Raw genomic sequence first — 17,550 nt, forward strand, 5'->3', positions numbered from 1 at the left:
CCGATGGGGCCTGTTTGCGCGAGAGCCAAAGCCCCGCGTCCTGCATCCATTTGCGCAACGTCTCGCGCGAAACCTTCAGCCCGTGATCTTCGGCAAGCTTCTCGGCCGCGAAGGTCGGCCCGAAGTCGATGTAATTCTCTCGCACCAACATCACCGCGAACTCCCGAACCGCCGGATCGATCCGGTTGTTCGACGCCAGGCCGCGCGCCTTGTGCCGGATCGCCGCCGGACCGTCAGCCTGAAACGCCATGAGAAGCCGGTGAACTTGCCTGCGGCTCAATCCCAGGACATTTGCCGCGCTCACAGCCGTCATCCTGCCTTGGCTCACCTGGCTCAGCACCTCGATCCGGTTCAGCTCGCGCTCGCTCATGATCACCAGTCCCACAGCCACACTCCAATCCTGCTAGATCAACAGGGAAGTGTGACACTTCTACTTTGCAGATGTGGGACATTCTAACTTTGCGCGTACAGATGATGAACTCATAACGTTAATTATGTAAGTCATTTTCCTGTTGTTGTGTTCACTGCGCGGATTAGAAAATCCTGACCTGGGTGCCAACTTCTGCGAGATCGAACAACTCCGCAATGTGTTCGTTGTACAAACCGATGCAGCCGTTGGAAGACTGCCGCCCGATCTTGCGCGTGTCACCGGTTCCATGGATACGATAATACTGCCATGACAGATAAAGCGCATGCATGCCAAGAGGGTTATCCGGCCCGGGCGGCCAGTAGTCAGACCATTCAGGGTTGCGCTCTTTCATGGATGGTGTCGGTCTCCAACTCGGTCCTTCGACCTTGCGAACAACTTTCTTGTATCCTCGTCGGGTCAATTCTTGCGAAGCAGGTACGCTCGACGGGTAGAGTTTGTATACGCTCTCGTCTTCAGACCAGTATTTCACCGCCCTCGAATCAATATCTCATAGGATCGCCCCATGTGTGAGGTCCTCAAAATGGTCTTGCCATGGCTGGACCTGGAACGCAGAGGTGTTTCTGCGCACCGCAGTTCCTTCTGGCTCATTAAAAGACTGGGCTATTCACCAATGAAGGAAGACCGATAACAGCAGCAGATGCCGTCAATAGAAACTGTCTGCGATTTTGCATAACCTTACTTTCACTTTCCTCAGATTTTTTGCGTTTTGGGACCTCTAGTAGCTAGAGGGTCAACTCCCCAAACATGACGTTTTTGTGAGGGATTTCAGAGAATCCGGCGCATGGCTTCAGGGTATGCGTCAAACTTCGCACGGTACTAATCTCCCAGACGCGGCTCTTCCGTAAATGCCGCGGAAGACCATTGCAATTATAGCTAGAGCGCTAACGAGGGCACAGAATAAGAAAATGACGCTGCAATCACCTGTTGCGTACCCAAGCGATTGCCACATCCATTTCCGCCGTGTCGAAATGGCGGACTTCGGCCTTGGTCAGCAGATCGGCGAATCTAGTGCCCCACTCCATCAAAGCTCCCTCGCTAACCACAGCGACCCGACGAAAGTCATCCCTATGAGCTGTGTCGATCTTCAGATCTTCAAGCAGAGCAGACGGCCCATCGTAGCCTTCGAACCTTGTGAGATCGAGAACCAGGCCGGGCTTGCTCATCTCCTGAAAGCGCTCATGAAGCAGGGCGTGCATCTCTTTCAGGTCGCTCTCGCTGAGCTTGCCCTGACAGGCGAGGCCAATCGCTTCATCATGATCTGTCAGTGTCTCGGTGAACATGGTTTTCCTCCTCTTCTTCGGGCTTGCCGTGACCGTAGAGGTCGGCATTTTCATGCGCGCGGTCTTCGTGTTCGAATTCCAAACTCGAATGGCCGATGCCGAAATCGTCCTTCAGCTGGTCCTTGATCGCGGCCTTGACCTTTTCGATTTGACCCCAGCCGTCAGCTGTCAGCACAACGTGGCAGTCCAGCGCCGCCTCTTGCTCCTGCATCTGCCACAGATGCACGTGATGAACGTCCGCAACACCATCGACGCCCCGCATCGTCTCAACGACGGCTTCATTGGCGATGTCGGGTGGGCTGCCGAGCATCAACGTCCGGATCGGACCGCCGATCTCGGTGAAAGCCAGATAGAGAATGTAAAGGGCGATGCCGATGGTGATCGCTGGGTCGACCCAACGCATGTCGTAGAGGAGGATAAGCGATCCGCCAATGATGACTGCCACGGAGGCCAAAGCATCCGATAGGTTGTGTAGGAAGAGAGCGCGGATGTTCACGCTGCCCTTCTGCATCGAATAGGTGAGCATCGCCGTCAGTGTGTCGATGAAAAGCGCGATGCCGCCTAGGATCACGACGGTCCATCCCGCCACTGCGGGCGGGTCGATCATGCGCATGCCACCCTCATAGATCAAGTAAAAGCCGATCAGGATCAGGGTCGTGTAGTTGATGAGGGCTGCAACGATTTCGACTCGCCCATAGCCGAAGGTCATCTGCTCGTCTGCGGGCCGTCGCGAGATTTTCCGGGCGGCAAAGGCGATCACCAATGACGCCATGTCCGAGAAATTGTGCAGCGCATCCGCGATCAGCGCCAAGCTCCCTGACAGAATGCCGCCGACGATCTGCGCGACTGTCAGAAGGCCGTTGGCCCAGATGGCGATGGCGACCCGTTGATCACCAGATTCAGGATCGATGTGGGCGTGGCCGTGATCATGCGGCACGATTTGTCTCCTCGTGGCTATGATTGGGCCGACTGAGACCCGGGACCCGTGGCAAAACTCCCCGGCGAATCGCACGCACCCGTGCATTCATCCATTGCCGAAGGACATGGCGATAGAGCAGGTCACGCGCGAATCCGAAGCTCTGGCGATATTTCAAATAAAAGTCGTCGGGTGCATCGAAGGTTCCGAAATCATTAATGATACCTGTTTTCTGAATGTAAGTGCTGCCGCCGCTCCAACTGACTGGTGGCGCGCTCAGGCAATCCGTTCCGGCCCCGTAGCCGCAAAGGCTTTCTGTATCGCTGAACTCCTTCTGAAGCGTCTGCAAGAAGTGCGCGTCCAGAATGAAGCCTTCCAGATTGATCCATCCCTCATCGGTTTCGACTTCGACCCATGAATGAAGGATTTCGGCCGGTGCGAGGGGGTAGACCAATTCGGGCACCACGCCGCGCTGAAGCGCCTTGTGGATGGTGAAACCGTGCAGTCGGCAGGGAATGCCCAAGCCGCGCAACAGTGCCATGAGAAGCGTACCTTTCGTGTTGCACTGCCCGTAACCATCCGCCAGTACCGCAGAGGCAGGAATGTCGTCGGCGCGGTTGTAGCCGAAGGCAATCTCGTTTCGGACGAAATCGTAGATGGCCCCAATTCGGTTGTAACGGTGAAGTTCTGCCCAGCCGCGCTCTTCGATCAGTTTTGCTATTGAAGGCGCGTCAAAATCCAGCAGCCGGGTTTTGGCCAAATGAGGGTCGGCGGGGTTCACGGAATATCTCCTCGAATCGTTCACAAGACAATGTAGTTGCTACAGTCACTGTAGCTTCAAGCCCCAATTTCAGGTCGTGTCCTTGGTCACCTGGTCGTCATTGTGCTTTGCCTTGTGGTGTTCACCATGCGCGTCTTTCAGGATTCCGACGCCACCCCAGGCCGCGATACCGGCGACAATCACGCCCACCACAAGGTCCGGCCAGTTCGTACCGAGCCAGGCCACGAGCCCTCCTGCGGCGACGATTCCGAGATTGGCCGCGAAGTCGTTCCAACTGAACGTATTCGCCGCTCGGATGTTCACGTCTGGATCGCGAAGCCGCGCCAACAACCAGACGCAAAGTGCGTTGATCGCCGCCGCTACCAGCGCCATGATGATCATGATAGTGCCAATAGGATCCGATCCGCCAACGTAGCGGCGCCAGGCGTCATAAAGGATGCCAAGGGCGAAGAGGATCAGCAGGCCGCCCGAAACATTAGCCGCTCCGCGCTTCCATGTGGCGGAACGAGACAGTGCAAAGAGGCTGATTGCATAGACGAAACTATCCGACAGATTGTCGAGCCCATTGGCGATAAGCGCGCTTGAATCGCCGAATGCGCCCGAGGCGAAGAAAGCGATTGCCAGCCCGATGTTGAGACCCAGCACGATCCAGAGTGTGCGTCTTTCCGATGCGTTTTTCTGCTCCGCCATGCCGGGTGTCCCATTTCAGTGAATTGCCAATGAGTAACTAACACCGGGCTTTTTGTGTTCCGATCAAAGGTGGTCAAAATAGCTCAGGCGCCAATGTCCTCATGCTCTGTCAGGCATTCGGAATGGTCGCGCAGCACCTCGAGCACACGGCAATCAGAAGTCTGTCCGCCGCTGCACTCATGCACCATCCGCTTTAATTCCGTGCGCAGCGCCTCTAGCCGAGCCAGTCGTTGCTCCACTTGCTTAAGCTGTCGACGGGCAATTGCATCCGCCTCTGCGCAGGACTTTCCTGGATGGTCGCTGAGATCAAGCAGTTCGCGGATCGCATCCAGCGAGAACCCCAGTTGCCGTGCGTGCCGCACGAACGAAAGACGGTCGAGTTCGGCATTGCCATAGCGGCGTTGGCCCCCCTCGGTCCTGCCGGGCTCAGGCATGAGCCCGATCTGCTCGTAATATCGGATGGTCTGCACTTTCGTTCCGGTCTTCTTCGCAAGCGTCCCAATCGTCAGCATTTCAGGCTCTCCACATTACCTACAGTGGGTGTAGCTTTATGCAGTGCGCATCACAAGCTTCACCTGAGTTTCACAGATCGGTGATTGTTGGCCGATCGATGACAATCGCGCTTGAACCTACAGTAGCTAGAGGATGTAGACCCACAGAAACATAGAATCAATTTCGGGCGGAGCGGTGTGAGGCTTTCAGGTCTTCAAAATGTATTGTGGGTGCTTGCGGGCGTGGCCGCGTTCGTTTCCATCTGGCTGTTCCTGTGGGCTGACTATTGTATCGCCCAGCTTCGACTCTCGACAGGCTCCCTATCGGAAGTACCGTGAACAGCTGGTTGATGACTGAACTTTAAGGGGCCCCTAGCCTACAAATGCGACCACATGGAGAGCGGATCAAATTTGTTCTCAAAAGAACGGCTGTTGTACAGGAGGTTCAAACGAACAGCGCTGTTGCCCAGTTACTCGGACTCTTGGATGGGCTCACTGCACAAGGGGTTGACGGCGTCAAAAGGCATTAGGAAATAGCACGTTACAGGAACTTCCCGAGACCGAGCGCGAAGAAAAAAGAGGTCAGAATATGCGTATAGCCTTGTCAGGATTGCTTGTCAGTCTCGCACTCTTTCTTGTTTTAGTGGCAAGCCCTGTTCGCGCCTTGGAATCCAATGCATATCGTTCCGAAGCACTGACTGCGCGCTTGATCGTCGCGGAAGCGGGAATCGCCCCAGGGTCGCGGTTCCTTTCGGCGGGTTTGAAGATTGAACTGGAGGAAGGATGGAAAGCGTACTGGCGGTCGCCGGGCGAGGTTGGCCTGCCGCCGGAGATCGATTGGGAGGAGTCCACAAACCTGGAAGACGTCGAAATCCTTTGGCCTGCACCCACGCGGTTCCGAGCCTTCGGAATTGAAAACTTCGGCTACGCCAAGCAAGTGACATTTCCGTTGCAACTGCAGCTTGTGAACTCTGATAGGTCAGCCGAGCTGAAGGCAATCGTCAATCTGCTGATCTGCTCCAATGTGTGCGTTCCGGAAAGGTTTGAACTGACTCTCCCTGTTCCATTGGGATCCGGCGTCGACGCTAAAGCCGCGACCGAAATCGCGATATGGGCCGCTCGCGTACCTGTCGCAGGAACAGAAAGTGCAATAGCGATCTCGGGCGCAGCGCTGAAGCAGGGTCAAGCTTTGGTTATTCAGATGACGCGGCCTTCTGGCTGGAACAATCCCGATGTTTTTCCAGAATTTGGTGCAGGCACTGTATTCGGCGCGCCCGATATCCGACTCACAGATGATCGAACAGGTCTTTGGGCAAGCTTCCCAATTCTTGCGTTGAGCGAGGAACAATCCTCCCTTCGAATTACCGTAGTAGACGAGGACGTCGCGGTGACATTCGATGATGTGAACACCACCGACTTGGCGCCTTCTCCACCCTACGTATCCGAAACCAGTCAGGATAACGTTAAGTTCTTCCTTATTATACTGCTGTCTTTCCTGGGAGGTTTGATCCTGAACATAATGCCGTGCGTCTTGCCGGTTCTATCGATTAAATTCGGATCGGCGCTCCGAAATGAGGATCGCTCCGTCTCACAATTGCGCGCCGGATTTCTCGCCACGGCTGGCGGAACTGTTGCTTTCATGTGGGTGCTGGCCTTTTCGATCATAACGCTTCAGACGCTCGGATATGCCGTTGGATGGGGTATGCAATTTCAGAATGCATATTTTCTGATCGCACTCATCCTCGTTGTCGGACTCTTCTCAGCAAACTTGTTCGGAATTTTTGAAGTGTCCTTGCCAAGTAGCTGGATGGCTCTGCTATCTGGCCGCTTTGGGCGGGGGTATGTCGAAGACTTCTCCACCGGCGCACTGACTGCGGTACTTGCAACGCCTTGTTCCGCCCCTTTGCTGGGAACAGCCATTGCCTTCGCCCTTTCCGGCACGGCAGGAGATATACTTGCGGTTTTCACGGCGATGGGGATTGGGCTTGCACTGCCATATATTCTGACTGCCGTTTGGCCTGGTTTCCTCTCCCGACTGCCCAAACCGGGACCCTGGATGATGAGCTTAAAGATTGTTCTCGGATTGTTGCTTGCCGGAACCGTTGTATGGCTATGCTGGGTCTTGATTGGTGTAACGTCGCCAACCCTCACAGGCTTGGTGCTGTTGGGCCTTGGGCTTATCGTACCGACTGCAAGAGCCTATCAGGTCCAGCCCCGTAGAGGTTTGCTGTGGGGGATGACCGCAATTGTAGGCATGACATTGGCGGCCCCTGCACTGCTGCCGAATAGGCCCGCTGACGCAACAAACTCAAGTGCTTCTTACTGGGTCGAGTTCGATCGGTCCCGGATCGCGCGTGAAGTGTCGCAGGGCAAAACTGTATTCGTGGACGTTACTGCGGATTGGTGCATTACTTGCAAAGCAAACAAGACGCTGGTCCTGGATCGTGAACCAGTTTTTGGAGCACTTGGCGGGGAAGGCGTGATTGCGATGCGCGCGGATTGGACGCGACCGGACGCGACAGTCCAATCCTATCTCGAGGCGCACGGCCGATACGCAATTCCGTTCAACATCGTTTACGGTCCAGATGCGCCTGAAGGTATCATTTTATCCGAATTGCTATCCGTGGATGCCGTTCTCGAAGCGCTGTCGACTGCTAATCTCAGCGCTGTCCCAAAACGATGAAACGGCGCCGTTGCATTGTTCAAGAGAGGCAGAAATTGCAACGGTTTGGTTTTGGGAGAGGAGAAAGTGCTCTTGTATCGGTGACCTCGTGGCCCAAATCTATTTTTTGATCTGATCCAATCGGGCCGTGATAGCGGCACGCGTAGGATCGGTTTCCGGAAGGCTTTCTGCCAAGTTGCGCGCTTTGTTGGCAGCGTTCTGAGCAGCATCAATGTTGCCCAATACACTGTACGCCTCCGCAAGCCGAAGCCATCCTTCAAGATTGTCAGGGTCATCCAACAATCGCGCCGCCAAGCGGTCAACCATGGAGCGGACAAAAGCCCTGCGCTCCTCGACTGACATATCCTGGGCGGCCTCGATGTCGGCCGCACTGGGACCACGCACATCCTGCGGTTCTGGCAGAAAGTCAGCGAGATTTACAGGATATTTCTCGACCTGTTCTCCCAACCGGTTGGCGAAAGAGACGAAAACCTCCATCCACGGATAGGCGCGATCCGCTCTCTTGAGACGATCGATCAAAAGCGCCCGAGCTTCATCTGGAACCCCATTCTGTTCGAGGGCTTGGGCCCTGAAGAAAATCGCGCCCGGATCGTCAGCGTCCATCTCTAGTGCCCGTTCGATCACTCTTTCCGCTTGCGGCGTCACCACTCCGTTCTCGGCTGCGATCAGAGACTCGGCAAACTGTAATAGAGCAGCAATACCCGCATTATCGCGAACGGCGACGTGTTCGAATGCATCCACGGCATCATTGTAGCGAGCCATGCGCATGTAGGTCTGACCGAGCAGAAGCCAACCATCGCTTGGTCCACCAGACTCGTCTGCTTCAAGACGAGTTTTTAATTTCTGGGTCAACTCTGCGAGGTTTGCGGCTTCCAGGATTTCAGATGCGCGAGACGCCAGAGGCTGGCTTTCGATGTGCGGAGAGCCGATTTGCGAATACAGAGCGAAGGCGACCAACGGTACGACAATGGCCGATGCGAGGATGGTGCTTCGCCCACTTGCGCGCGACGACCTGCGTATCGCAAGCCGACCAGTGGCCAGAATGCGCCGTTTGATTTCAACCCTGGCCGCGGCGGCTTCGGTACCGGAAATCAGGTTCCGCTCTTGATCAGCATCAATTTCGGAAAGCTGATCCTTGAGGATTGCCAACGCCCCATCCTTTCTGTTCAGGCCTTCGCCCGTTCGAAAGAGACCGGACAAGAACAGGAGGGCAGTGATGGATGCCATCGCGCTAAACACCAACCAAATCATGGATATTTCTGTCCTTCATCTTCATGAAAAATGGCCTCGAACTCACGCTCTTCATCGGGACTCAGTGGATCAGTAGCGCCATCAAGAACCGCAGTGCTTCGGCGCCGGAGTGTGATTAGAACAACACCAATCCCAATGGCAAAAAGAACTGCAGGTCCGAACCACAACAGATACGTAGCGGGTTTGAGCCTTGGTTGGAACAGGACGAAATCACCATAGCGATCAACGAAAAATGCGGTGATCTCGCCATCTGTATCACCTGCAATCAGGCGTTCGCGCAGCAACGTGCGCATTGTTCTGGCAACACCTGCATTTGAGCTGTCGATATCTTGATTTTGACAGACAACGCAGCGCAGTTGCTTTGAGAGCTCCCGGGCGCGCATTTCCAGCACCGGATCATCCAACAGCTCATCGGGTTCAACTGCCCACACAGATGATGTCGCGGAAAGCGCTAGCACCAGCACCAGTGAACCGAGCCAACCTTTCATGATTGACCACCTGCTGCGGCCAACGCAGCACGAATTTCAGCCTGTGCCTCTGGCGTCACGATGGGACCAACATAGCGATAGACAACGATCCCCATTCCATCGATCACAAAAGTCTCCGGCACGCCGGAGATACCCCACTCAATCCCGACGCGGCCTTCGCTGTCTGATCCGATCCTCTCATAGGGGTTGCCAAGTTCATCCAGCCAATTGGCTGCATCTGCTGGTTTGTCCATGTAGTTGATCCCCATCAGCCGGATACCGTCCTGTTCGACAAACCGGGTGAGCACCGCATGCTCAGCACGGCATGGCACGCACCATGAAGCGAATACATTGACCAAAAACGGCTCGCCAATGCTGCGAAGGGCTGCGGCTGACAGGCCAGGTGTCTTCGTGCCATCTACTGGTGGCAGTTCAAAATTCGGTACTGGATCGGAGATTAAAGCGGAAGGAATTGCATTAGGATCTCGGTCAGGGTTGAGTCCCCAGAACAAAAAACCACCCAAGACTACTGCGACCAGCGCAGGTGTCGCGAGAAGGATTTTCTTCATCATATCATTCCGCCGGCTGAAGCGCAGACGACTGGCTCTTTGGCGACGGCGCACCCACCCGCAATCTGCGATCCGATAGCGAAAGGGACCCGCCAAGCACCAGCATCGTGGCTCCGATCCATATCCAGTTGACCAGTGGCTCGTAGAGAATGCGCAAATTCCATTCGCCCGACGCCGTATCGGCCGCGGGCTCACTGATGGTGACGTAGAGATCTCCGACGAGGGTTGATCGGATTGCAGATTCGGTTGTGGAAGTGCCCGCGACCGGATAACTTCTGCGCTCCGGATGCAGCTTCGCAATCTCACTCCCATCTTTCAAGACGCGAAGCTGGCCTCGTTGTGCGATGTAGTTTGGACCACGCAACTGTTCGACGCCGTCGAATATCACCTCAAAACCGGCAATTTCCACGGTCGTCCCCGGTTCTGCGAATAGCACACGTTCTTCCTTCCAAGCAGTTGAACCTACGAACCCAAGCACAAGCATTGCAACGCCAAGATGCGCGAGGGTCATACCGTGCGCAGCGCGCGGCAGGTTGCGCGCGCGACGCAGAGACTGAGAAAGCGGTAGATCAAAGAGCTTGATGCGCATTGCCCATTCGCGCAACGTCGCAACAAAAACCCAGGCGGCAATCCCTATTGAGACCACAGCAAGCAGTGGCCCGTCTGTTTGAAAGTACCAAACGATCCCTGCAACGCCAATCGCGACACCAAAAACCCAACGCAGCCGCTGCCAGATTCCGGGCAGATCAGCGCGTTTCCAGGAAAGGAACGGGCCAACTCCCATGATGATGACGAGGGGCAGCATGAACGGAATAAACGTCGCGTTGAAATATGGTGGACCAACCGATATTTTTTCTTCAGTCACCGCTTCCACAAACAATGGATAGAGTGTTCCAAAAAGAACCGTCGCTGCTGCGGTCGCAAGCAGAAGGTTGTTGAGCAAAAGCCCAGCCTCGCGGCTGATTGGCCGAAAGACGCCACCCGATCCAAGCTGAGGCGCGCGCCATGCGTAGAGCGTCAGAGATCCCACAATTGTCACACCAAGAAGGCCGAGAATGTACACGCCGCGCGCAGGGTCAACCGCAAACGCGTGAACAGATGTCAAAATGCCGGACCGGACGATAAATGTCCCCAGAAGTGACAGTGAAAAGGTCAGGATCGCCAGAAGTATAGTCCAACTTTTGAACGTATCCCGCTTTTCCGTGACAATAGCGGAGTGCAGAAGTGCAGTGCCCAGAAGCCATGGCATGAAGGATGCGTTTTCAACCGGATCCCAAAACCACCAGCCGCCCCAGCCAAGTTCGTAGTAAGCCCACCAAGAGCCGAGGGCGATCCCTGCAGTGAGGCTGATCCAGGCCGTCAATGTCCAGGGCCGCACCCAACGTGCCCACGCAGGATCCACCCGACCCTCTATCAGAGCCGCGACTGCGAAGGAAAATACGATAGAGAAGCCGACATACCCGAAATATAAGAGTGGGGGATGCATCGCCAACCCGATGTCCTGCAGAAGCGGGTTGAGATCCGTGCCATCTAGAGGCGGCGGGAAAACCCGATCAAACGGATTGGACGTGAAAAGCATGAAGCTCAGGAAGCCGACGCTGATCCAGGCTTGAACGGACAACGTTCGTGCCTTGAGACCCGTCGGAATGTTTCTGCCCAGCAGCGCGACCCCCGCCCCGAAAATAACGAGAATAAGAGTCCATAGAAGTAGAGACCCTTCGTGGCTGCCCCAGGTGCCCGCAACCTTGAAGAGCATCGGCTTCAGCGAGTGGGAATTCTCCACTACGTTGCGGACTGTGAAGTCACTGACAACAAAAGATCGCATGAGTGCGCCGAACGCTATGGCAACCAGCGTCACCTGAAGCGCGGCAGTCGTTTTGGCGCTTTCCATCCAAAGCACGCGCCCAGTGCTTGCCCCGACAATCGGCAGGATGCTTTGGACCATCGCGACAGCAAGCGCCAAGATCAGTGCAAATTGTCCGATTTCAGGCGTCATTTTTCTATCTCCCTGAGTAGCGCTTCTGCATCCTAGCCGGACAAAGTTCCCGCATCGGCTGAATTCAGCATGATCTTCGAGTATCCCATTGCGCTTCGGTGGATTGCAAATGGGGTGAAAGCGGGCGGAAAACCAAGCGGGTTGAAGTATTTCGTGCTTGCATGCCGTGAGCAGGACCCCATCAACGATTCGCAACATTTCTAGCTCCTACAGTAGCTGTAGGTTCAAGCATTATTTTGAACTGATAACTTTGAAAATGACCCATGCTTGCAGTGCATCTGATTGGCAGCTTAATGTCTGCGGGACCGTTTTCCTCAAGCATCTGACTCAGTGGAATCTGCTCGGATCTTCCCTTGATGGCCACCCTTAGAGTCGGACGAAATAGGGAAAAACTGAGTGTTGGCAGGTTTTGAAGCGCTGAATAGTGAACATTGACTTCACAGGTGCGTGACGCGCTGTCGCAGATGCAGAATCATGCTTGAACCTACAGTAGCTAGAGGATGTAAACACACACAAAACATAGAATCAATTTCGGGCGGAGCGGCGTGAGGCTTTCAGGTCTTCAAAAGGTATTGTGGGTGTTTGCGGGCGTGGCAGCGTTCGCTTTCATCTGGCTGTTGCTATGGTCCGACTACCGTGCCGACCTTGCCCGAGCCGAAGATGAACCACCGCTCTTCGCTGATTTCGAAATGACCGATCATCGCGGCATGATCCAAACGGAGGAAGATTTCAAAGGTCGCTGGATGTTGGTCTTCTTCGGCTTCACCAATTGCCCCGACGTATGTCCGACAACACTGTCCGAAGTCGCGGCCGTGATGGAGGGCTTGGGCGACGAGGCGGCAAAGGTCCAGCCGATTTTCATAACGATTGATCCGGAGCGGGATACGCCGATGGCACTTGCCGAGTATGTGCCCCTGTTCGACGCAGGGATCATCGGGCTGACCGGCACGCCGGAGCAGATCGCCGCAACATCCGAGACCTTCCCAATTTTCTTTGAGCGGATCGAGGAGGCCACTGCGCCGGATGGATACACGATGGGTCACACGTCGCATCTTTTCCTTTTCGATACGCAGGCAGGCTTCGCGGACTCTTGGCCCTATGGCACGCCCGCCGAAGAGATCCTCGCCGATCTGAGAGAGAGGATCTGATCGTTATGACCCGACTTTCTGGAGAAACTGCACTTGGCCTGGCGTGGGGCGTTGCGCTTATCGCATCGCTTGCCGTGCTCTTCATTGGCGAGGTTCTTGGTCAAACGCCTTGCGTTCTTTGCTGGTTCCAGCGCGCCTTCATGTTCCCCCTGGCTATCGTTCTTGGGCTCGGGCTGTGGTGGCAGGATCCCCGCGTGGGGCGCTATGGCGTTGCGCTGGCGCTTGGGGGGGCGGCAGTGGCGTTGTATCACATCGGCCTCTATGTCGGGGTGATCCCCGAGGCGATCCAGCCCTGCACGGCGACCGGCCCCTCTTGTACCGACGACAACCAGGTGATCTTCGGCATTCCGATTCCGCTGATGGCGCTTGTCGCCTTCACGATGATCGGGATGCTGTCAGCCCTTTCACTGAAGGAAAAACAAACATGAATCGACGCGGCCTTATTCTATCCGTTCTGGCTGTTGGTGCCGCAGGTTTTGGCGGCGCGGCCTGGTATGCCACCCGCCCCCAACCCATGGCAGAGGCAGTCCCTGTCGCGCCGGAAGTGAACGATGTGCTGATCCGGCCTTATTCCCCGATCCTCGGCCCCGAAACGGCACCTGTCACGATTGTCGAGTTTTTCGATCCAGCTTGCGAGGCCTGCCGCGCCTTCTATCCCGTGGTCAAAGAGGTCATGGCTGAGCACGGTGATGCGGTCCGTGTCGTCATTCGATATACCGCGTTTCACGGGGACGCGTCGGTAGAAGCGATCCGTGTTCTCGAAGCTGCGCGGATGCAGGATGTGTTCGAACCCGTGCTAGAAGCGGTCCTGCGCGAGCAGCCCCGATGGGCGTCCCATGGCACTCCGGCACCGGGTTTGATCCTTGAGATTGCCGCAAGCGGTGGTCTGGATGTCGAAGCTGCCCGGACACAGATGCTGTCCCCCGGTGTCGTGGCGGTACTCAATCAGGACCGCGCTGATGTCGAAGCGGTTGGCGTACGACAAACGCCCACGTTCTTCGTCAACGCCAAGCCATTAGACCCGTTCGGTGAGGCCGAACTGCGGCGACTAGTGGCGGCGGAAGTTGCGGCCAGCCAAAGTTGACGCTCGGCCAGATACAGGAGAATTCATCATGAAAAAGCTACCTTACATCAATGGTTTGACCCTTGTCTTACTGCTCTCGGGCATGTCGATTCCAGCATTTGCCGGTTCGGAGGATGTGGTCGTCGAAAACGCGTGGTCCCGTGCTTCAATCGGCGTCAACCGACCGGGCGCTGCCTATTTGACCGTGCGAAACACGGGTAACGAAGCGGTCACGCTGACCGGGCTTACAACACCACTGGCCGTGATGCCCCAGATCCATGAGACGAAAACCAACGCCGACGGCGTCAGTTCTATGGCGCCTGTTGGCGAGATGACGATAGACGCAGGGGAAAGCGTGGCATTGGAACCGGGCGGACTGCACGCCATGCTCATGAAGCTGCAAAACCCGATGATCGAAGGCGAGACCTTCCCGCTGACGCTGACCTTCTCGGACGGTGGCGAAGTGACTGTCGAGGTCCCGATCCTGGGCATTGCCGCGCGCGGGCCGGAGGGCTGATGCAGCGTCGGCATTTGCTTGGATACGGTGCAGCCGGTGTTGGCGCTCTCGGTCTGATGCTCGGGGTCGGCTGGTGGCGCGTCGACGGGCCCGGTGCCCCCCAACCTGCTGGCCAACGGCCCCTACCCCTATCGGCGATGGATTTCCGTATGACCGATCATGAAGGCAATGAAGTAGGCCCGGACACCCTGATCGGACGCCCGACCATGGTGTTTTTCGGGTTCACCTACTGCCCGGATGTCTGCCCCACGACGTTATCGGATATCTCAGGCTGGCTTGAAGATCTCGGAGACGGAGCCGCGCAGATGAACGTGGTCTTCATCACAGTCGATCCGGAGCGGGACACGGTCGAGGCCATGGCCGAATATGTCGGCTATTTTCATCCGGCTATTCGCGGCTGGACTGGGCCGGCAAACCAGGTTGCCCGCGCTGCAGAAGGATTTCGTGCCTCGTATGAGCGCGTCCCGACTGAGGGCGGCGGCTATACGATGAACCATACGGCAAGCGTATTCCTGTTCGATGTCGAGGGTGAGCTCGTCACCATGATCGACTATCACGAGCCAAGAGAATTCGCGGTGCCGAAGATCCGGCGTGCACTGACAGAAGACGTAGAGGGGGCAACATGAAGATTAGAATTGTTTTAGCGACCGTGGCCATCGCAGGCACATGTTCGGTTACTGCCATCGCGATCTCTGGGATGCTGTCCAAAGAGCCGGTGCCTCTGGCGATTGCGAAAGCGGCGCTTTGGACCCCCGATCCGCTCTCGGCACCACGACTTGCCGACAGAGTTGTGACGCTGCCCACAGCGATACAGATCGACGTGGCACGCTCAATTCGACCTACCCCTCTCTTGCAGCCTGCCTTCACTGAAACCGCCTTGCCCGAGATTGAACAGCCTTTGATCACCTGGTCGCGTGAGATTGCGGCGGGCGAGACGCTGGATGCGGTCCTGGCGAACGCGGGTATCGCTGCGCCTGCGCGTGCCGAAATCGCGCTCGCGCTTGGTGCAGAATATGACTTGCGCCGATTGCGCCCGGGCCATGAGATCACTGTGATCTCAAAGGTGGACGGAAATCCGAGCCGCGTGGAACTGTCAGTTGACGATGGGGTGCGGATTGAAACGGTCTTTGGTCAAGAACTTGTCACACGCGTGTTGGAGCCAGACCCTGAAATGGTGACGTTCGCGGGCGAGGCAGTGATCGAAAGCTCTGTCTTCGCGGCTTTGGACAAGGCGGGCATCCCTGCTCGCTTTGCGGTCGACATGGCGCAGATGCTGGGCGGCACAGTGGATTTTCGACGCGACCTTTCCGGTGGCGAGACGATGCGTCTTCTTTGGCGCGAAGCGCGCGACGGAAACGAGAGGATCGGTCAGCCGGAACTTGCCTTTGCCGCACTGAATCTTGGTGAAACGGTCTACGAGATCGTCTGGCCGGATGACGGCAGCGGTAAAGCGACGATCTATGTTGATGGAGAGGTCCTGCGTGTCTTTGCCCAACCGGTGGAAGGAGCGCGGCTGAGTTCCGTCTTTGGCCGTCGCACACACCCGGTCTATGGGAATGTGCGCATGCACACCGGCGTCGACTTTGCTGCGGCCCGCGGTACGCCGGTGAAAGCGACGGCGCCAGGACGCGTGAGCTTCATCGGACGTCGTGGTGGATATGGCCGGGTGGTGGAGATAGCGCATGGGTCCGACACCCTGACACGATACGCACATCTGAGCGCTGTAACGGACGGCCTCACACAAGGGCAACGCGTGATGGCCGGAGATATGATCGGGCGGGTCGGTGCGACGGGTACCGCGACAGGCCCCAACCTACATTACGAAGTGCTGGTGGACGGTCGCCCGACCGACCCTCTCTCTGACGACCGTTTGGCAGAGGCGGCCGAGCGTGAAGCGGACGACACGGCTGCGCTTGAGCGACTGGCTGAGGCACGCTCGCTACTGGCCGAGAGGCTCACCAGCGAATTTGTGCAAACAACAACCGAAAGGCTTTAATCCATGAAACGACTGGCTCCCGCCCTTGCAGTCACGCTGGCCTTGTTTCCCGCGGCGCAAGCTGTCGCCGATGCGATCCAGATTGACGTCCGGAAGACAAACGGCTGCGGCTATTGTCTGTCCTGGATGAAGCACCTCGAGGAGAACGGATTCGCGCCGACAGGCGAGGACATGTTCGGGGGATCTCTTGTGCGCTTCAAACTCGACAATGGCGTGCCTCAGCGCATGGTCTCCTGCCATACGGCTTTGGTCGACGGCTACGTGATCGAAGGTCATGTACCGGCATCAGACATTCAGCGTTTGTTGGATGAGCGTCCAGATGCAGTGGGGCTGGCGGTGCCGGGAATGCCCTATGGCTCGCCGGGCATGGGACCGGAGGATGATCGTGAGGCTTATGACGTCTTCCTGATCCGCGGCGATGGATCGACCGAGGTCTACACCAGCTACCCCGGTTCCTGACTGAACTCGCAGCAAGACTTTAGCAATTGGAAACCCTCTCCCCAATAGCGCTTGGCTTTCTTGGAAGCCTGGCAGCCGGATCGCTGACCGCGGTCGGGGCGATCCCCGTTCTTTTCGGGCGCATCCCGTCCCGGTCCACACGCGATCTCTTGCTCGGCTTCGCGGCGGGTGTGATGCTCGCGGCCTCGTTCTTCTCGCTGATAATCCCGGCCCTCGACGCGGCCGAAGGGCAGTTCGAGAATGCTGCCGCCCCCGCAGCCATTGTTTGCCTTGCGATCCTGCTCGGTATGGGCGCGGTTGCTTTGATGAACGAAAAGCTACCGCACGAGCATTTCAAGTCCGGACGCGAGGGCCCTGATGCAGACTCTCTGCGTCGCGTCTGGCTCTTCATCATCGCGATCACGATCCACAATTTCCCCGAAGGGCTTGCCGTTGGTGTCGGGTTCGGGGCTGATGGATTCTCGGGCGGGTTGCCACTTGCGATCGGTATCGGACTGCAAAACGCTCCCGAGGGTCTCGCCGTAGGGGTTTCATTGCTTGGTGAGGGATATTCCAGGAGTCGTGCGTGGGGGATTGCCGCACTGACAGGTCTTGTCGAGCCGGTAGGCGGGCTTCTTGGGGCTGGGATCATCAGCATCTCGCAGCCGCTGTTGCCATGGGGCCTCGCCTTCGCCGCCGGGGCGATGCTCTACGTCATCAGCCACGAAATCATTCCCGAAACCCACCGTTCCGGCCATCAAAACAGGGCGACACTCGGTCTCGCGGTCGGCCTCGTGATCATGTTGTTCCTCGATGTATGGCTGGGAGGATGAG

18 protein-coding genes and 2 pseudogenes are annotated in these 17,550 nt (G+C 56.8%); 9 read left to right on the forward strand and 11 right to left on the reverse strand.

All coding sequences use genetic code 11. The features are described 5' to 3' along the window. Nucleotides 1-10: 10 nt before the first annotated feature. The 7 genes and pseudogenes from GC127_RS02895 to GC127_RS02925 form a co-directional block, all read right to left on the reverse strand. A pseudogene (locus GC127_RS02895) lies at nt 11-385 on the reverse strand (helix-turn-helix domain-containing protein); the annotation flags it as partial. 148 nt (nt 386-533) lie between these two features. Beyond that, a pseudogene (locus GC127_RS02900) lies at nt 534-1,101 on the reverse strand (L,D-transpeptidase). Nucleotides 1,102-1,347: 246 nt separating this feature from the next. Beyond that, a complete protein-coding gene (locus GC127_RS02905; protein ID WP_037929640.1) occupies nt 1,348-1,710 on the reverse strand; it encodes an STAS/SEC14 domain-containing protein in 363 nt (120 codons plus the stop codon). After that, nucleotides 1,682-2,647, reverse strand: coding sequence for a cation diffusion facilitator family transporter (locus GC127_RS02910; RefSeq protein WP_151976338.1), 966 nt, complete (start codon nt 2,645-2,647; stop codon nt 1,682-1,684). The genes GC127_RS02905 and GC127_RS02910 overlap by 29 nt, the downstream gene beginning before the upstream one ends. Next, entirely contained in the window at nt 2,637-3,407 is a 771-nt protein-coding gene (locus GC127_RS02915) for a transglutaminase family protein (protein ID WP_151976340.1), read from the reverse strand. Before GC127_RS02915 ends, GC127_RS02910 begins: the two co-directional genes overlap by 11 nt. 69 nt (nt 3,408-3,476) lie before the next feature. Next, on the reverse strand, nt 3,477-4,097 hold the full coding sequence (locus GC127_RS02920) for a cation transporter (RefSeq protein ID WP_151976342.1): 621 nt from the start codon (nt 4,095-4,097) through the stop codon (nt 3,477-3,479). Between the two features lie 83 nt (nt 4,098-4,180). After that, the gene (locus GC127_RS02925; protein ID WP_009820106.1) at nt 4,181-4,609 is read right to left on the reverse strand and encodes a helix-turn-helix domain-containing protein; all 429 of its coding nucleotides are present in this window, start codon (nt 4,607-4,609) and stop codon (nt 4,181-4,183) included. Between the two features lie 568 nt (nt 4,610-5,177). Here GC127_RS02925 and GC127_RS02935 point away from each other — a divergent pair. Continuing rightward, nucleotides 5,178-7,271 (forward strand): protein-disulfide reductase DsbD, encoded by a 2,094-nt coding sequence (locus tag GC127_RS02935; RefSeq protein ID WP_151976344.1) that lies wholly within the window; start codon nt 5,178-5,180, stop codon nt 7,269-7,271. 99 nt (nt 7,272-7,370) lie between these two features. Here the strand turns inward: GC127_RS02935 and ccmI are convergent, their stop codons facing one another. From ccmI to GC127_RS02955, 4 genes are read right to left on the reverse strand one after another with little or no spacing between them, the layout of a single operon-like run. After that, nucleotides 7,371-8,522: a c-type cytochrome biogenesis protein CcmI gene (gene ccmI / locus GC127_RS02940; protein ID WP_151976346.1), complete on the reverse strand. Its 1,152-nt coding sequence runs from the start codon at nt 8,520-8,522 to the stop codon at nt 7,371-7,373. Next, nucleotides 8,519-9,010 carry a cytochrome c-type biogenesis protein gene (locus GC127_RS02945; RefSeq protein ID WP_151976348.1) on the reverse strand — a complete coding sequence of 164 codons (492 nt, stop codon included), beginning with the start codon at nt 9,008-9,010 and terminating at the stop codon, nt 8,519-8,521. The genes ccmI and GC127_RS02945 overlap by 4 nt, the downstream gene beginning before the upstream one ends. Continuing rightward, a complete protein-coding gene (locus tag GC127_RS02950) occupies nt 9,007-9,558 on the reverse strand; it encodes a DsbE family thiol:disulfide interchange protein (protein WP_037929742.1) in 552 nt (183 codons plus the stop codon). The genes GC127_RS02945 and GC127_RS02950 overlap by 4 nt, the downstream gene beginning before the upstream one ends. A gap of 4 nt (nt 9,559-9,562) precedes the next feature. Continuing rightward, complete coding sequence (locus tag GC127_RS02955) at nt 9,563-11,554, reverse strand: heme lyase CcmF/NrfE family subunit (protein ID WP_151976350.1); 1,992 nt, start codon at nt 11,552-11,554, stop codon at nt 9,563-9,565. A gap of 545 nt (nt 11,555-12,099) precedes the next feature. Here GC127_RS02955 and GC127_RS02960 point away from each other — a divergent pair. The 8 genes from GC127_RS02960 to GC127_RS02995 are packed head-to-tail and all read left to right on the forward strand — an operon-like array spanning nt 12,100 to nt 17,549. Further along, entirely contained in the window at nt 12,100-12,702 is a 603-nt protein-coding gene (locus tag GC127_RS02960) for an SCO family protein (protein ID WP_151976352.1), read from the forward strand. Between the two features lie 5 nt (nt 12,703-12,707). Continuing rightward, nucleotides 12,708-13,130 carry a disulfide bond formation protein B gene (locus tag GC127_RS02965; RefSeq protein WP_092838922.1) on the forward strand — a complete coding sequence of 141 codons (423 nt, stop codon included), beginning with the start codon at nt 12,708-12,710 and terminating at the stop codon, nt 13,128-13,130. Further along, nucleotides 13,127-13,786 carry a thioredoxin domain-containing protein gene (locus tag GC127_RS02970; RefSeq protein ID WP_092838919.1) on the forward strand — a complete coding sequence of 220 codons (660 nt, stop codon included), beginning with the start codon at nt 13,127-13,129 and terminating at the stop codon, nt 13,784-13,786. Before GC127_RS02965 ends, GC127_RS02970 begins: the two co-directional genes overlap by 4 nt. A gap of 28 nt (nt 13,787-13,814) precedes the next feature. Further along, nucleotides 13,815-14,282 carry a copper chaperone PCu(A)C gene (locus GC127_RS02975; protein WP_092838916.1) on the forward strand — a complete coding sequence of 156 codons (468 nt, stop codon included), beginning with the start codon at nt 13,815-13,817 and terminating at the stop codon, nt 14,280-14,282. Next, the gene (locus tag GC127_RS02980) at nt 14,282-14,908 is read left to right on the forward strand and encodes an SCO family protein (RefSeq protein WP_151976354.1); all 627 of its coding nucleotides are present in this window, start codon (nt 14,282-14,284) and stop codon (nt 14,906-14,908) included. The genes GC127_RS02975 and GC127_RS02980 overlap by 1 nt, the downstream gene beginning before the upstream one ends. Continuing rightward, the gene (locus GC127_RS02985) at nt 14,905-16,278 is read left to right on the forward strand and encodes a M23 family metallopeptidase (RefSeq protein ID WP_151976356.1); all 1,374 of its coding nucleotides are present in this window, start codon (nt 14,905-14,907) and stop codon (nt 16,276-16,278) included. The genes GC127_RS02980 and GC127_RS02985 overlap by 4 nt, the downstream gene beginning before the upstream one ends. 3 nt (nt 16,279-16,281) lie before the next feature. Continuing rightward, a complete protein-coding gene (locus GC127_RS02990) occupies nt 16,282-16,737 on the forward strand; it encodes a DUF411 domain-containing protein (RefSeq protein WP_151976358.1) in 456 nt (151 codons plus the stop codon). A gap of 26 nt (nt 16,738-16,763) precedes the next feature. After that, the gene (locus GC127_RS02995; RefSeq protein ID WP_151976360.1) at nt 16,764-17,549 is read left to right on the forward strand and encodes a ZIP family metal transporter; all 786 of its coding nucleotides are present in this window, start codon (nt 16,764-16,766) and stop codon (nt 17,547-17,549) included. Nucleotide 17,550: the final 1 nt, after the last annotated feature.

Source organism: Roseovarius sp. EC-HK134 (assembly GCF_902498815.1).
Classification (GTDB): Bacteria; Pseudomonadota; Alphaproteobacteria; order Rhodobacterales; family Rhodobacteraceae; genus Roseovarius; species Roseovarius mucosus_A.